Source organism: Flavobacterium album (assembly GCF_003096035.1).
In the GTDB taxonomy this organism is placed as follows: domain Bacteria; phylum Bacteroidota; class Bacteroidia; order Flavobacteriales; family Flavobacteriaceae; genus Flavobacterium; species Flavobacterium album.
Genome location: NZ_CP029186.1, coordinates 2,551,065 through 2,566,296, shown reverse-complemented (window position 1 = coordinate 2,566,296; position 15,232 = coordinate 2,551,065). Strand labels below are relative to the sequence as shown.

Genomic DNA, 15,232 nt, shown 5'->3' with positions numbered 1-15,232 from the left:
AATCTATGCGCAACTATCAAAACCTATAACTACGTAGCGCTAAACTATGTGCCTATGTGGTTAAAAATTCAATCTATCATTAATAAAATTTTAGAATTAAAACCATGTCAAGAAAAAATTTAAATATAGGGTTGTTCGGATTTGGTTGTGTGGGACTTGGACTGTATGAAGTGCTGCAAAAAACGCCTGGTCTGAAAGCGACAATCAGCAACATTTGTGTGAAAGATAAAGAGAAAAAAAGGGCTATCGGGAAGGAGAATTTTACTTTCGATAAAAATGATATCCTGAATGACGAAAGCATCAATGTGGTCGTGGAGCTTATTGATGATGCGGATGCCGCTTTTGAGATCGTTTCGGCTGCATTGAAAAAAGGCAAGGCGGTAGTTTCGGCAAACAAAAAAATGATCGCCCAGCATTTTACCGAACTGCTGGAATTGCAAAAAGAATACAATGTGCCATTACTCTATGAGGCAGCCTGTTGCGCCAGTATGCCTATAATACGCAACCTGGAGGAATATTATGACAATGACCTGCTGGAGTCTATCGAAGGGATCGTTAACGGCTCTACCAATTACATCCTGACCAAGACCTTCAGTGAGAACCTATCCTATGACGAAGCTTTGCTGCAGGCGCAGGAAAAAGGCTTTGCAGAAAGCAACCCCATACTCGACACGGGCGGCTTCGATGCCAAATACAAACTGCTGATACTGCTCGCACACTCCTTTGGATATGTGGCTAAGCCAAAAGACATCTTTAATATCGGTATTGATAACATAGGTGAACTGGAACTTAAATACGCCAGAGAAAAAAAACTGAAAATAAAGCTCGTAGCGCAGGCATTTAAAAGCGAGACCGGGAATATTTCAGCGTTCGTGATCCCGAAATTTGTAACTCCTGACGACCGCCTGTACAATGTGGATGATGTGTTCAACGGTATCATTACCAAGACCAGTTTTGCAGACACGCATTTCTTTGTGGGGCGCGGTGCGGGTTCGCTGCCAACGGCTTCGGCGGTGCTGTCGGATATTTCCGCATTAAGCTATGATTATCGTTATGAATACAAGAAGATCTATCGGGAAGAAAATGTATCACTCACGAATGATGCACAACTTAAAGTGCTGCTTCGCCATAAAAAAGAAGATGCCCATGCTCTGAAACATTATTTTGACGAAGTGGAGGAATCGTATAATAATCATGATTCGGGCTACATTACGGGTGTCATTTCGTTAAAAAACCTGATCGCTATCCATGCCGGGAATACAGGAGACAGGTCGTTCATCCTTATTGATGTAGAAAAAGAAGCGGCTGTTGAGAAAGCTTTTGCATTAGCGGAATAATATCAGCGTAGTTTTTACTTATCAACCCCAAATATCTTGAAAAACAGGCGTTTAAAAGACGAAATATATGATTACCATTAAACCGTAGAGACAGTTTTCAATTTTTTACCACAAAGGGCACGAAGATTTACACAAGGCACACAATGAAACCGCCAAAGGCGCGAGCACACAAGGCTTTGTGTCCCTTCGGCGTAAACATTTTATCGTTTGCGCTTTGTGTTCTTAGTGAAAAAACCTTGTGCTCCTTGTGGTAAAAATCTTTAAAATAAGTCTTCCAAACCTTTAGGGTTTATTATATCCGCAAGAATTATCACCATTCTATAAAGCGCTTATAAATCATTTGTATCTTTGGGAGCAAACCATCCCAATCATGTTCCGGCAGGCCATTTCCCAGTACATCAACAACTTCCGCGGTTTCCGCAGGGAGGTATGGATACTTGCAATTATTACCTTTATCAACAGGGCCGGTACGATGGTGCTGCCTTTCCTTTCCAAATACCTAAAAGAGAATCTTCATTTTACGTACGATCAGGTAGGAACCGTTATGGTTTTCTTCGGGCTGGGATCGCTTATAGGCTCCTGGCTTGGCGGCAAATTATCTGATAAGATAGGGTTTTACAAAATAATGATTTTCAGCCTGTTTACCAGTGGTCTGATGTTCTTTGGTATACAGTATGTTACCACATTTCCCGGATTGTGCATTGCGATGTTCAGCATTATGGTTATCGCCGATATGTTCCGCCCTGCCATGTTCGTATCCATCAGTACCTATGCAAAGCCCGAAAACCACACTAAGGCAATGACCCTTGTACGGCTTGCCGTAAATCTCGGGTTCGCTGCCGGGCCTGCCCTGGGAGGACTTATCATTGTGACCATAGGTTACCGGGGTTTGTTTTGGATAGACGGTGCTACCTGTATTACGTCAATACTTATTTTCAGGCTTTTGGTTAAAGAGAAAAAGAAGGTTTCTTCTCCTGAAACCTTTACCGATGATACCAAAAAATCACGCACGCTAAAGAACGATAAACTCTTCTGGCTGTTCCTGTTTTGCAGCTTTGCAACAGCAATGGTATTTTTCCAATTGCTTACTACCCTCCCACTCTACCACAAAGAGCATTACGGGCTGACGGAATTCCACACAGGGTTATTAATGTCCTTTAACGGCCTTATGGTCTTTGCCCTGGAAATGCCATTGGTAAGCTTTTTTGAAAGGAAGAACGTACCGAAATTAAAAGTTGTAGGCTGGGGTGCGCTACTCGTTGCCCTGAGCTACCTTGTACTTCTTTTTGATGCCTGGATAGGCATACTGATCATAAGCATTATCCTGATCACATTTGGCGAAATGTTCAACTTCCCGTTCTCCAACTCCTTTGCTTTTGGCCGTGCGCCGAAAGGACAGGAAGGCTTGTACATGGGCTGGTACACTATGATGTTCAGCCTGGCCCATATTGTTAGCGCAAAACTGGGGATGGGTATAATTGCGACTTATGGATACGCTGCTAACTGGCTGTTTATGGGACTGTTTGGGCTGTTTTCTTTTGCCTGCTGCATCGTATTGCAACGGCTTATCTTAAAAGCGGATACTTAGTAACTGTCTAAATTTTGAAAAAACAACGAAAATGTCATATTGAGCGCAGTCGAAATGCGGGATTTTCGTTGTTTTTGCTTCTCGACTGCGCTCGAAGTGACAACCGTTCGTACGTAAGTATCGAACATAAGTAAATTTAAACAGTTACTTAATTTTTTTTCCCGACATACAATAAAAAACTACTCTTCCAGTTATTTAACTATAAATATAGTTGCGTAACTAAAAAAATAGTTTTACTTTTGGATTATACAATTAGGAAACCATGCAAAAACTGACAAACAAAGAAGAAGAGATCATGCACATATTATGGAAGCTGGAAAAGGCTTTCGTAAAAGATGTGCTGGAAGAGATAAAGGACGACAAACCCCACTACAACACGCTGTCTACCATTATCCGTAACCTGGAAGAAAAGAATTATGTAGACCACAATGCGTATGGCAATACCCATCAGTACTACCCTGTAGTGACCAAAGAAGATTACCGCAAAGGGTTTATGAGCAATGCTATTGAGAGCTATTTCAATAACTCTTATAAAAGTATGATTTCCTTTTTTGCGAAGGAAGAAAAGATTAGCGCCGAAGAGCTCCGTGAAATACTGGATATGATCGAAAACAAAAAGTGATATGGAAAATTTCATTATCTATATGGTTAAGGCCTGTGGGATAATCGCTGTATTCTTCCTTGCCTACAATGCCTTGTTAAAGAAAGAGACCTTTTTCAACTCCAACAGGTGGTTCCTGCTTGCGGGCCTGTTCACCGCGGTAGCACTCCCCTTTATCGTTTATACCAAAACAATTTGGGTAGAGCCTGTGCCGCTCGCACAAATGCCTGTACGGACGATAGACATTAACCAGCTGATACAATACAAGCAGCATCTGGAAAAACTGCCGCCGCCGGAGGAGACCATCAATATCAACTGGTTTGATATAATCGGCGGGATGTATTTTGCAGGAGTACTGCTATTTTTCGTACGCTTTGTGCTCGACTTCCTTTCGATACGAAAAGTGCTTACCCGCAATATTATTATTAAGGATGGAAAATTCAGGCTTATCGATTCGGATAAGGTAGTGTCGCCATTCTCGTTCTTTCATTATATCGTATACAATTCGGCAATTTTAAGGCCGGAAGAGCTGGAGAGCATCATTGCACATGAAAAAGTGCACAGCAGCCAGAAACATTCGCTGGATATGATTATAAGCCAGCTGTTTTGTGTAATGTTCTGGTTCAACCCTTTTGTATGGATGTATAAAAAATCAATTTCGCAAAACCTGGAATTCATTGCCGATGCCGAAGCTACAAGGCTGCTGGCCGACAAGCAGGCGTATCAAAAGACATTATTAAAAATAACCGTCCAGCCGGACTGTATAGCAATCACCAATCATTTTTATCAATCATTAATCAAAAAGCGAATCGTTATGTTAAACAAGCAACAATCAAAAAAATGGAATTCCTGGAAGTATACCACAATACTTCCGCTCCTGGCAGCATTCATGTTCCTGTTCCAGGTAAAAGTCGTGGCGCAGACAAAACAGCAGGCACCAACAAAAGTAACAACAGCAAATGTGAAGCTGGCCGTTGAAATAAATAAAGACACGAAGGACAGTGAGCTGGAAGAAAGCAAGCAAATGCTTAAGGACGAATTTGATGCCGATGTAAAATATGAAAACGTAACCCGCAACCTGAACAGCGAGATCACGGCCATTAAAGTAACCGTAAAGGACAAAGGGCAGTCGCAGGTATATGAAGTTATGGGAAATGACCCTATAAGCCCTTTTACCATAGAAGTGGAGCAAACCGCTTCCGGACGTAATTCAATCACTTTCGGTACGGGTGAGAATGATAACTTTATAAAGTCACGCGCTTTCCGCATAGCTGCCGATGACAACTTTAAAGAATTTGCAAAAGACATGACAGGGGATTCCTCAAATGTGCAAAGCAACAGGATCATCAGGTCGTTTGCTATGGGCCGTGTGCCGGATGCGCCGTTCCCTCCTGCTGCGCCTGAAGGAAACTGGTCGGTTAACAGCATGAAAATTGGCGACACCGATATGCTTATCGTGATCAACGGCGTAAAGCAGAAAAAAGGCCAGACTGCCATTAAGCTTCCGCTTGGGCAGGAAATTGCAGAGATGAACATTCTTAAAGGCAAAGAGGCTAAAAAGAAATACGGCAAAGAAGCTAAAGAAGGCGCGGTAGAGATCACAACTAAAGGCTCAAACAACATGGCTTTCAACATAGGCCCTGAAGTTTTTGACTTCCATAAGATGCCCGACATGCAATTTGACATGCCGATGGATTTTGACATCAGGATTGAGGATTTCCCAAACATTCAGGATTTTATGGGAATAATGAAAGATGGCGATAATGTGCAGGTATGGGGCGATCTGTCTGAAGAGGAAAGGAAGCAAATACAGGAAGAAATGAAAAAAGCCAGGATAGAGTTAAAGGAACTTCAGCCAAAACTCCAGAAAAGGCTAAAAGATAAAGAAGCGTCTGATGATGAAATGAGGGAAGCTAAAAAAGAGATAGAAAAAGCTAAAAAAGAAATAGAAGAGTCCCGCAAAGAAATGGAAGAGTCCCGCAAGGAAATGGATAAAGCGCGTAAAGAAATGGAAACAGCCAGAAAACAATTGAACAGGAAAGCTTAATATTTAGAGTTAGTTATTTATAATAAATAAAAATTTATTATAACAAAAGGCGGTTTGAGAAACCGCCTTTTTGTTATAAACGAGATTAGTAAGCCGCTTAAAATAACAATTTATTATGACATCCGGCGGCCTTGATAAACGCGCCTTTTTGTAATTTAGTGATCAAATTGATCTGCCATGTTTAAACTTTTAGCAAAACTCAACCATTGGCTGCTGCCAAATTATACCAGAGAGCAGCTAGATCTGGCAAAAGCAACTAAGTTCCAGAAAGCTGTTATTGCGTGGAAATACTATGTAACTACCCGGGCTTTGAGTTAGTATACCAAAGGCGCATATACCTCATGCCCCGCCAGTTTTTCACGGCCATTAAGGAATGACAATTCCATAAGGAAATTGCACTGCACTATCTCGCCTCCCAGTTTTTCTACAAGCTCGCAGACAGCCTTTGCCGTACCGCCAGTAGCCAGTACATCATCATGTATCAGTATCCTCTCGCCCTTTTTAATGGCATCGGTGTGGATCTCGAGCGTGTCGGTACCATACTCAAGGTCATAAGATGCTGCGATGGTTTCAAACGGAAGTTTTTTCGGCTTGCGCACCGGCACGAAACCGGCTCCTAATTCATAGGCCAGCAAGGTAGCAAAAAAGAACCCGCGGCTCTCCACCCCTACTACTTTATCGATATTCCGTTCCCGCAGGTTGTTGATAAGCAATGCCATACACTCTTTTACAGCTTTAGGGTTGGCCAGTAGCGGCGTTATATCCTTAAAAACAATTCCCGGCTTCGGAAAATCCTGAATGTCACGTATATACTGGTTTAGTGTCATTTTTTTATTGTTTAAAATTGAATTTGGTTTGCAAGTTACACAATATTATGTATATTTGCACCCGCAAACAAGTTCACCGAACGCCTTACAAAAAGGCAGTATTGCGAACAAAACGGCCTCGTGGCGCAACTGAATAGCGCATCTGATTACGGCTCAGAAGGTTACTGGTTTGAATCCAGTCGAGGTCACAAGCAAAAAGCTCTAAATCAATGATTTAGAGCTTTTTTTTTTATAATTTTACTCAATTTTGGTGTAAGTTCTATTTGGTGTGCCATGAGTAGCCTGCCCTAATACGATCAACCATCTATATATTTACATATTTCAAAGGAGCTGATGCGTGGGTTTAAAATCGTATCCGCCCGGTAACAGCAGCATAAAAGTAATCTTTTCCTTCACCAGACTTTTTAAGGAAACTCCCTGCATTGAACCAGGAGCTTTCAAGCGTAAATTTTAAAAACGGGTTGGGTGTGTACCCGATATCTGCGGATAGCTGTGTACCAATAAACCTTTCGGCAGTACCATTACCAGCGTACAGCAATTGCATGTTAGGCGCATAAATGCCGTCGTTTGCGCTCCATCGCCAAAAAACATCGAGGTCTGAACCGAATTCCCATTTTTCACTAAGCTCTAAATCGACAGAGGGATGGATATCAAACAGGTTGGCCGGGCCAATAAGGGCTACCAGCCCAAAATACGCCCCACGGGGATACAGCGGATTGAATGTCTGCAGTTTATGATCTGTACCAGAGGTGTCGCCTGATATCGCTTCTGTTTTTAACCCGAACACAGGCTTAAACAGCAGCCCCTCCGCCTTATAATTTATGTTAGATGATACTGTCCATGCCGATATATCAAGATTTGAAAGTGACCCGAACTGGTAAAGCCCTTCAATGTCATATTTCCAATTGCCTTTGTTTTTCCAGAACCTGGCTCCAACAGAATGCCTTATTTCCTTACCGGAAGCAGTGTCATAGTGTGCCACCCTCTTATAGAGCCCCAGGTAATACAGATCAATATTATTAAATAAACCATTGGTATTTATTACCGTATAGCTTCCCCATAACTTAGCGTTATCATTAAACACATCGTTAAATGCGCCTATTTTATTCGCAACGGGGTGCGTATAAAAAAGGTCGGTTTGCAACCTATCCTTCTTAAAGAACAGTTTCGCCCCATCCATAGCGATACGGCTGTTAGGGCCCTCGCGCACCCCAACAAGCCTTTGTGATCCGTACATCAGTTCCTGCCTTCCTGCACGTAAGGTAAACTGTTCTTTTTTCAGGCTTAACAACACTGCATCTACAAAAGCCTGGTGTAAATCCACACTGTTGTCATCTACCGGGCTGGGGTCGGCCAACCCGGATGAAAGGCTGCTTTGCAGCTGTACAAACGCCCTGAACCTGTGGGCATGAACATCTGCATGGAACAGGTTTCGATTTAGCAGATAGCCATCGGCCGCATCCGGTTCGTCACCCCACTTGTTGTTTACAGTATAGATGTATTGCAGCCGGAGTTCGCCGCCCATTGAAAGATAAAAATTTTCATTGCCCATATATTTCATCTTTTCGTACCAGCCGGAGGCCGTGTCGCTTTTTATGGCGCTAAGGTCATCATCATACCGTAACGGCCTGAAGCCGGAATGTTGAGCAGCAGATTTTCCAGTAATAAACACCAGTATGATAAGTATAACAATGCGTTTCATTACTTTATTTTTTTACTTATGTATTGGTCTAATGAATAGCGGCCTCCCCCCAAAATAATAATGAGCAGTAATGAAACACTGTACATATAGGGAACGTCGCTCACTGCAAGCGGATCATTAGCGTGAACTATAAAGTATCCGGTTAGTGTTACACACACGGCAGGCAGGGCAGCGAGGCGTGTACAAAGCCCAATGACAATCAAAAACGGCAGGTAGGTATTCGCGGCTATCGCTATAATGTCGTTCAGCGCTGGTGGGAGGCCCAATGGATTGGGCACGGCCTCCGGTGCCGCTACGCCTACACCTATTTTTTTAAGGCCATGTACTATAATGAGCTGCGCTGCCACAGCTATCCTGAAGAAAAGTATCCCGAAATTATATACCGGACTTTTCAGGTCAGATGATAATAAGGTTGCAAATAATCGTTTCACGGTTTAATTTTTTTGATATCCCCCAAAATAATTTACAGGGCTCCATTCAGGTAGTGCTTTTGGTTGTGGAGCGGCAAAAGAACGGTACTCGTCATCAGCATATACTACTTTTCCGTTTACAACCGTAAGCTTTGACTCCATGGTGAGTAGCTGCTCTTCTGAAACCGAGAAATAATCGCTTGACAGTAGTGTAAAATCTGCCAGGTAATTTTCCTTAAGCATGCCTCTGTCTCCATCCAGGTTGATTAACTGTGCGCTCCCCTGCGTAAATAACTTAAGCGCTGTAGTCCTGTCCAGTATGTTTTCTTCGCTCATGTATTTTAACCCGCCAAGGGTCTTTCCCGAAGTAAGCCAGTACAAGCCCACCCACGGGTTGTAGCTCGCTACCCTTGTGCCATCGGTGCCCATTCCCACTTTAATGCCCATGTCCATTATTTTTTTAATAGGCACCGTATTAGCGGCAGCAGCTTTGCCGTAACGCTTGATAAAGCTTTCCCCCTGATAAGCCATCCTGTGCTGAATGGCAATACCACCGTTCAGCGCTTTTATCCTTTGCAGGTTCTCGACTGATACGGTTTCGGCATGATCAAAGAACCACAGCAGGCCATCAAGCGGCGTTTCTTTATTAATTTCTTCTATTACATTAAGAAAACGGGTAATGCTTTCGTTATATGTGGCATGGATCCTAAAGGGCCATCTGTTTTTTATAAGCAAGGATAAAACCGATTTTATCTGGCCTTCCATAGCAGGGCTCAGCTCCGGCCTTGGCTTATCAAAATTCTCAAAGTCGGCTGCACTCATTACCAGGTTTTCCCCTCCGCCCTGAACATGATATTCCACCTTTGGCATTTTACCAAATTTTTTAGTCCCGTCAGAAGGCATGTCACAACCCTCGCCAATCTCTACCGAACTTATCCATTTGTTGTAATCGGCCAGTTCACTTCCTGCCTTTTGGGCAAAAAGATAGTAAGGCATACGAACCGTCAGTGCGTTTTCTTCGCATAGCTTTTTAGTAATGCCATAATCGTCAGGATAGTTCTGGAAACCGCCTCCGGCATCCATTACGGCAGTTACGCCCAGCCTGTTCATTTCGCTCATAAACAGCTTTGTAGAATTTATTTTTTCTTCGGTTGTGAGTTCCGGCAGTTTTGAAAGTGTGGCGTACAGGATAAAAGCATTAGGCTCTGCCACAAGCATCCCTGTAGGATTGCCATATATGTCTTTGTCTATCAGCCCGCCGTTGGGGTTCGGGGTATTGGCATCCAGCTTCAAGGCAGCAATACCTGCCTTATTAAGATAAGCATGGCCGTAAAGGTGCAGGATAAAGGTGGGTACATTACCCGTAGCCTCATTAATTTCCTGCAGTGTCGGCAGCCTTTTTTCTTCAAATTGGTAAGCATTCCACCCCCCCACTACACGCACCCATTGCCCTTGCGGCGTACGCTGTGCCTGCTCTTTAAGCATTGCTAAAGCCCTTTTAAGAGAGCGCACCCCATCCCAGCGCAGTTCGGTATTATAAAAGCGCCCCCCGCGAATGATGTGCATATGAGAATCAAACAATCCGGGAATAACAGTGCCGCCCTTAGCATCTATAACAGTAGTATTTTTGTTTTTGTACTTCAGGATTTCTGCATTGCTGCCTGTCTTAATAATTTTTCCATCGGCAACGGCCATAGCCTGCACCACGGTATTATTGCTATCGAGGCTGTGTATTTTGGCATTATGCACAATGAGCGAAGCTTTTGCCTGTGCTGCTGCCTGCAATGCCGGGAACAGCAGAAAAAGGAAAAGTAGTTTTGTAAAGATTTTCATGACTTTTTGAATTTGTATTAATAGAAGGATAAAAGAGGGCTGTGCACTGGACACAGCCCGGTTTTGCCAAACCAAACCGGTATGCACCGGATTTAGTTATTAATGCTTAAGCATTTCGTGGGCATACTGTACCCCTACTCCATAAGCGCCACCGTATTTCTTAACAAGATCTGTAACAGCTTTGTAGGTTTCCTGGCGGGCCCAGTCGCGCTGTAATTCTAAAAGGTACTGTAGTGAGGTCATCGGCCTTACACCCACCTGCACCATACGTGCAATCGCCATTTCATGGGCTTCTTTAGATACGTCTCCGCTGGCATCAGTAATTACATATACTTCATATCCCTCGTTGATCGCAGATAACGCAGGGCCAACGATACAAACGCCCGTCCAGAGGCCTGCAAAAACCAGTTTCTTTTTGCCTTTGCCGGTAATAGCCTTGTGGGCGTTTACATCTTCCCAGGTATTCATGGTAGTACGGTCGATGTAGTTGGATGTTTTTTGCGGATAAAATTCTTCGATCTCCCTGAATACTGGGCCGCTGAAAGATTTCTCGGCTACGGTTGTTACAACTGTGGGCACGTTGAATATTTTTGATGCGCCTGCTACCAGGGCAGTGCTGTTACGAAGCTGGTCTATAGGCTGGCTGGATACAGCAAATGCCATTTGGCTCTCGTGGTCCACCAGTATCAGAGCGTGGTTGGAAGGGCTTAGCAGCTCCGGGCCCGGTTTTTGGGCAAATGCAGTTATGGAAGCTAAAAATAATGATGCGGTTAAAATAAATGTTTTCATGACGTTTAAAATTTAAATATTGATTTATTGAAAATTTGTTTTGCAACAGCAAATACTTCCGGACGCTTTGCTGTTCTCTATCCATAATCCCAAAATCGATACCTTTATTTTAAATCAATGTATATGAGTATTTTATAATTTTTATACAAAAATAATTTAACGATATGCCGTCAATTTTGCAGGTAATTCGAAATCATGTTGTAAATACTACCAGATCCTGATTTGCCTATAAAAACAAAACCGGGGACATGCAGGTCCCCGGTTTTTGTAAATCAGCTATTATGGCTCCTATCTATTTCTTTTTTAAATACAGCGCTATTAGTATGGCAGGCACTATAAACAGGCCCATTTGGAGCAACACCATATTCCAGCCGCCGTATTTCCAGGCCGTTATTCCGGTAAGCGCTCCCAACGCCCCGCCTATGAAATAAGAGGTCATATACACGGTATTGATGCGGCTGTTGGCCGAGCTGTCCAGCGTGTAAATGAGTGTTATATTGGTTATTTGTATAGCCTGTACACCCACATCTATAAGCAGTACAGCGAGTAGCAGCACTGTAACAGATACAGGAAAGAAATACAGCAATACTATGCTTAGCAGTACAAAACTGAGCGAAACCAGCAAGACCTTTTTCGGGCTGTCACTCTTGTCTGACAATTTTCCTACTATAGGGGCCAGTAAAGCGCCACCGGCTGCCAACAGGCCGAAAAGGCCAATAGTATCCGCTTTGTAATGAAAAGGTTCCCCGCTTAAATAAAAGGTAAGCGTTACCCAGAATGAGCTTAATGTACCAAATACCAATGCACCTAAGAGGGCTGCCATCCGCAATGTTGAGAACCGCCTAAGCTGAAAGAGTACCGATGACAGCAACCGGAGGTACGAACCTTCAAAACGTTCCTTAACGGATGGAAAATTGCCCTGCATCATTACAGCACTAAGGGCTACCAGTCCTGCCGATATCCTGTATACATATTGCCAGCCGATCCATTCTGTAATAAACCCACTAAAGACCCTTGCGGTAAGTATGCCCACCAATATGCCTGTAAAAATTATACCGACTACCTTACCCCGGTTTTGCGATACCATGCTTGCGGCCATAGGCAGGATAACTTGTGCGGTAACTGCAAAGAGGCCAATAGCCAGGCTTGACGCATATAGCGAAATGGTGCCCTGCGACAACGACATGGCAATTAATGCGCCTATCAGTAATATCTGAAGGAACAATATAAGGCGTTTGCGCTCTATTTTATCTCCCAGCGGGGTTATAAATAACAGGCCAAGGCCATAACCTGCCTGCGACAACGGGGCTATCATGCCCACATCATCTCCCGATATGCCCAGCGAGTTCCCAATTTCATGCAGTATGGGTTGGCAGTAATAAATATTGGCAACACAAATTCCGGCTGTAATAGCCATAATTAGTATTTGTATCCTGGATAATTCTTTAATCGGTTCCATATTTTATTTTTATCGAACAGTTAGCTTTTTGATCATTTCGGCAGAAAGCGAATCGGCATACATACCGAAAGCGCTGGTAAGCACTCCTTTGATGCCCAGGGATGCTGATGTAATGCCATATACAATGTCTTCATCGCCGGGATCAGTGTCGCCTTCAAAGCGGAAGATGTAAGCAATATCAAATTCATCCGGCGACAAGTCATGTTGATCATTGTCGTACTTTATACAATTCTCGCCAAGGTTAAAATCATGTATAAATCCTTTGCTGTTAAGCCACGAAAGCGCTTCGGTAACAGTGTCAAATGCGGGTTGCTGTGTATTCATCTGAAAAAGTAATGCCTGCACCGGTAGTGATGCAGGCATATTATGTTTATTATTGTTTTATAAATTTAATTAATTCCTCATTAAACTTATCTCTTTCCTCAATAAAAATGGCATGTCCGCTTTTTTCAAAGGTAACGAGCTGTGATCCTGCTATTCCCTTGTTCATTTGCTCGGCAAGGGCGTAGGCTACGATCTTGTCTTCTTTGGCATGTACAATAAGTGTCGGTACTTTTATTTTAGGAAGATCGCCCCTCAGATCTTCATCCCTGAGCGCCATCAATGCCTGTTCCATCGCGTAGGGAGACGACTGCATTTCTATATCCCCCATCCATTTTCCAATTCCGGGAGAAATAGCCTCGGGCGTAAGCGCAAACTGGGCGCCTATAGCTGCCAGTAGCCCGGGCCTGTCGGTATTATTAAGCCCTATCCAGTTGGTAAGGTCCTCTTTTGCTGCAAAAGGATAAGGAAAATCCGCCCTTTTGGTTTGCACCGGCGCTGCTGCCGATAGTAACACCAGTTTGCTAACGTGTGCATTATTGTATTTGGCAGTATAGTGCAATGCGATAGCCCCTCCCATAGAATGCCCTACTATAGTGGCATCGGTAACATCCAGCGCATCAAGCACAGCTTTAATGTCATCGGCAAACTGGTCATAATTGTACTTGCCATAAGGCTTGTCCGACAGGCCAAAACCCCTTAATGTAATGCCTATTACCCTGTAACCTTCCTTAATAAGCGGGTGGTACTGGTATTCCCACATGGCATCGCTTAGTGGATAACCATGTATAAATACTACAGGTTTACCATCGCCCAAATCGGTTACGTGCAGTTTTACATTGGGCGCAGCCTCAATATATTCCGCTCTTGCTTTTACAGCAGTTTCTGTTGTTGTTTTCATTTTATTTTCAGTTTTTTTATCGCTGCATGATGTAGCCAGCGTGAGCAGCAGTAGTATAGCGCCCATATTATTAATTAGTTTCATTTTAATTGAATTTAAATAACTGTCTAAATTTTAAATTAACCACATAGAAACATAGGTTTCATAGCGATTTATTGTAGCTGAAGGAAACATATTTCCACATAGTGAAGCGAAGCTTCATGCTCTGTGTCACTTAATTGACTTTTTTAATTTCCTGCTAATACTATGTGCCTCCCGCTGGAGCGGGACAAGTAGTGTGGTTAAATATTGATTTTTTTTAAAAATTTAGCCAATACTAAGATTAAGCAAAAAGATATTTTTTCAATTCGGCTGCGGCCTGCCTGAACAACGCTTTGGTTTGCGGCAGGTGTGCAAGCGGGTTAAGAAGCCCCCAGTCGTGTATCATTCCGTTATAACGGATAGTGGTAACTTCTACACCGGCCTCGTCCAGTTTGCGGCCAAAAGCTTCGCCTTCCTCTCTTAGTACATCGGCCTCGGCAACCGGGATAAAAGTGGGTGGGAAATGTTTCAGGACATCAAGGGGTGCGTTCAGCGGAGAGGCGTAAATTTCTTCGCGCTGATTGAGATCGGTGGTATACTGGTCGTACATCCATTTCATAAGTGGTGTGGTAAGAAAACGGTCCTGCCCAAATTGTTGGTAGGTCTCAGTTTCAAAATTGGCAGCTACTATAGGCCACAGCATAACGAGATTAGCGATCTTCGGCCCATTGTTTTGTATCGACCTGATGGCTGTAACGGCAGTCATATTACCACCCACGCTGTTGCCTGCAATTGCCAGCCTGCTGCCGTCCACGTTAATTTCGCTGCCATTTTCCGCTACCCATTTTGTCGCTGCATAAATTTCTTCTGTTGCCTGTGGGTATTTAGCCTCCGGAGACGGAGTGTAATTTACAAATACGCCAACAGCTCCGCTTAAAACTACAAGGTCGCGTACCATGCGTTTATGGGTAGGGTAATCGCCCAGTACCCATCCCCCGCCGTGGATGAAAATGAATACAGGAAGCTTTTCGTTGTTTCCTTCGGGCCTTACAATGTTTAGTTTTACATTGTAGCCATCCTGGGTAATGGTTTTTTCAGATTCTTCAATGCCTGAATAATCTACCTCAACCGATTTTTGGGCATTTACCAATACCAGCCTTGCCTCTTCGGGAGACAGGGTCTCTAATGGTACACCACCTGAGTTTAATGCTTTAAGGAACTCCTTTGTAGCTGTAGAGATTGCAGGGTCCTGATCGAATGGAATTGTAATTTGATTTTTCATAATGTATTGATTTAATTAGAATTAATAATCGTTATACATTACAAGAAACCAAAAGTATTCCTAAATACGCAAATAATTATTATTCAATGTTTTACAATATCTGTATGATTTATC

At 43.2% G+C, this 15,232-nt stretch carries 13 protein-coding genes and 1 tRNA gene; 5 read left to right on the top strand and 9 right to left on the bottom strand.

Features of this window, described 5'->3' with window-relative positions:
* The first annotated feature begins 104 nt into the window (after positions 1-104).
* From HYN59_RS11465 to HYN59_RS11450, 4 genes are all read left to right on the top strand, one after another.
* Positions 105-1,337, top strand: a complete 1,233-nt coding sequence (locus HYN59_RS11465; protein ID WP_108778388.1) for a homoserine dehydrogenase — start codon at positions 105-107, stop codon at positions 1,335-1,337.
* Between the two features lie 370 nt (positions 1,338-1,707).
* Positions 1,708-2,925, top strand: a complete 1,218-nt coding sequence (locus HYN59_RS11460; RefSeq protein WP_108778387.1) for an MDR family MFS transporter — start codon at positions 1,708-1,710, stop codon at positions 2,923-2,925.
* 262 nt (positions 2,926-3,187) lie between these two features.
* Positions 3,188-3,547, top strand: coding sequence for a BlaI/MecI/CopY family transcriptional regulator (locus HYN59_RS11455; RefSeq protein ID WP_108778386.1), 360 nt, complete (start codon positions 3,188-3,190; stop codon positions 3,545-3,547).
* A 1-nt stretch (position 3,548) separates the two neighbouring features.
* The gene (locus tag HYN59_RS11450) at positions 3,549-5,573 is read left to right on the top strand and encodes a M56 family metallopeptidase (protein ID WP_108778385.1); all 2,025 of its coding nucleotides are present in this window, start codon (positions 3,549-3,551) and stop codon (positions 5,571-5,573) included.
* 314 nt (positions 5,574-5,887) lie between these two features.
* Here HYN59_RS11450 and HYN59_RS11440 read toward each other — a convergent pair whose 3' ends face one another.
* Complete coding sequence (locus tag HYN59_RS11440) at positions 5,888-6,400, bottom strand: adenine phosphoribosyltransferase (RefSeq protein WP_108778383.1); 513 nt, start codon at positions 6,398-6,400, stop codon at positions 5,888-5,890.
* A 114-nt stretch (positions 6,401-6,514) separates the two neighbouring features.
* On the opposite strand from HYN59_RS11440, the gene HYN59_RS11435 reads away from it, so the two are divergent.
* Positions 6,515-6,588: transfer RNA gene (locus HYN59_RS11435), tRNA-Arg, on the top strand.
* A 155-nt stretch (positions 6,589-6,743) separates the two neighbouring features.
* Here HYN59_RS11435 and HYN59_RS11430 read toward each other — a convergent pair.
* From HYN59_RS11430 to HYN59_RS11395, 8 genes are all read right to left on the bottom strand, one after another.
* A complete protein-coding gene (locus tag HYN59_RS11430; RefSeq protein WP_108778382.1) occupies positions 6,744-8,102 on the bottom strand; it encodes an alginate export family protein in 1,359 nt (452 codons plus the stop codon).
* On the bottom strand, positions 8,102-8,533 hold the full coding sequence (locus HYN59_RS11425) for a DoxX family protein (protein ID WP_108778381.1): 432 nt from the start codon (positions 8,531-8,533) through the stop codon (positions 8,102-8,104). Before HYN59_RS11425 ends, HYN59_RS11430 begins: the two co-directional genes overlap by 1 nt.
* Before the next feature lie 3 nt (positions 8,534-8,536).
* Positions 8,537-10,345 (bottom strand): amidohydrolase, encoded by a 1,809-nt coding sequence (locus tag HYN59_RS11420; RefSeq protein ID WP_108778380.1) that lies wholly within the window; start codon positions 10,343-10,345, stop codon positions 8,537-8,539.
* A gap of 99 nt (positions 10,346-10,444) precedes the next feature.
* A complete protein-coding gene (locus tag HYN59_RS11415; protein WP_108778379.1) occupies positions 10,445-11,134 on the bottom strand; it encodes a hydrolase in 690 nt (229 codons plus the stop codon).
* A gap of 292 nt (positions 11,135-11,426) precedes the next feature.
* Positions 11,427-12,593 carry an MFS transporter gene (locus HYN59_RS11410; RefSeq protein ID WP_108778378.1) on the bottom strand — a complete coding sequence of 389 codons (1,167 nt, stop codon included), beginning with the start codon at positions 12,591-12,593 and terminating at the stop codon, positions 11,427-11,429.
* 9 nt (positions 12,594-12,602) lie between these two features.
* Positions 12,603-12,956, bottom strand: coding sequence for a phosphoribosylpyrophosphate synthetase (locus tag HYN59_RS11405; RefSeq protein WP_245895555.1), 354 nt, complete (start codon positions 12,954-12,956; stop codon positions 12,603-12,605).
* 10 nt (positions 12,957-12,966) lie between these two features.
* A complete protein-coding gene (locus tag HYN59_RS11400; RefSeq protein WP_245895553.1) occupies positions 12,967-13,899 on the bottom strand; it encodes an alpha/beta fold hydrolase in 933 nt (310 codons plus the stop codon).
* A gap of 238 nt (positions 13,900-14,137) precedes the next feature.
* A complete protein-coding gene (locus tag HYN59_RS11395) occupies positions 14,138-15,118 on the bottom strand; it encodes an alpha/beta hydrolase (RefSeq protein WP_108778376.1) in 981 nt (326 codons plus the stop codon).
* Positions 15,119-15,232 lie beyond the last annotated feature (114 nt).

What these genes read in the sequence shown, in the direction of transcription:
- HYN59_RS11455 (WP_108778386.1), top strand. Translation starts at nt 3,188, where the DNA reads ATGCAAAAACTGACAAACAAAGAAGAAGAGATCATGCACATATTATGG.
- HYN59_RS11395 (WP_108778376.1), bottom strand. Translation starts at nt 15,118, where the DNA reads ATGAAAAATCAAATTACAATTCCATTCGATCAGGACCCTGCAATCTCT.
- HYN59_RS11420 (WP_108778380.1), bottom strand. Translation starts at nt 10,345, where the DNA reads ATGAAAATCTTTACAAAACTACTTTTCCTTTTTCTGCTGTTCCCGGCA.
- HYN59_RS11465 (WP_108778388.1), top strand. Translation starts at nt 105, where the DNA reads ATGTCAAGAAAAAATTTAAATATAGGGTTGTTCGGATTTGGTTGTGTG.
- HYN59_RS11405 (WP_245895555.1), bottom strand. Translation starts at nt 12,956, where the DNA reads ATGCCTGCATCACTACCGGTGCAGGCATTACTTTTTCAGATGAATACA.
- HYN59_RS11400 (WP_245895553.1), bottom strand. Translation starts at nt 13,899, where the DNA reads ATGAAACTAATTAATAATATGGGCGCTATACTACTGCTGCTCACGCTG.
- HYN59_RS11430 (WP_108778382.1), bottom strand. Translation starts at nt 8,102, where the DNA reads ATGAAACGCATTGTTATACTTATCATACTGGTGTTTATTACTGGAAAA.
- HYN59_RS11415 (WP_108778379.1), bottom strand. Translation starts at nt 11,134, where the DNA reads ATGAAAACATTTATTTTAACCGCATCATTATTTTTAGCTTCCATAACT.
- HYN59_RS11410 (WP_108778378.1), bottom strand. Translation starts at nt 12,593, where the DNA reads ATGGAACCGATTAAAGAATTATCCAGGATACAAATACTAATTATGGCT.
- HYN59_RS11460 (WP_108778387.1), top strand. Translation starts at nt 1,708, where the DNA reads ATGTTCCGGCAGGCCATTTCCCAGTACATCAACAACTTCCGCGGTTTC.
- HYN59_RS11440 (WP_108778383.1), bottom strand. Translation starts at nt 6,400, where the DNA reads ATGACACTAAACCAGTATATACGTGACATTCAGGATTTTCCGAAGCCG.
- HYN59_RS11450 (WP_108778385.1), top strand. Translation starts at nt 3,549, where the DNA reads ATGGAAAATTTCATTATCTATATGGTTAAGGCCTGTGGGATAATCGCT.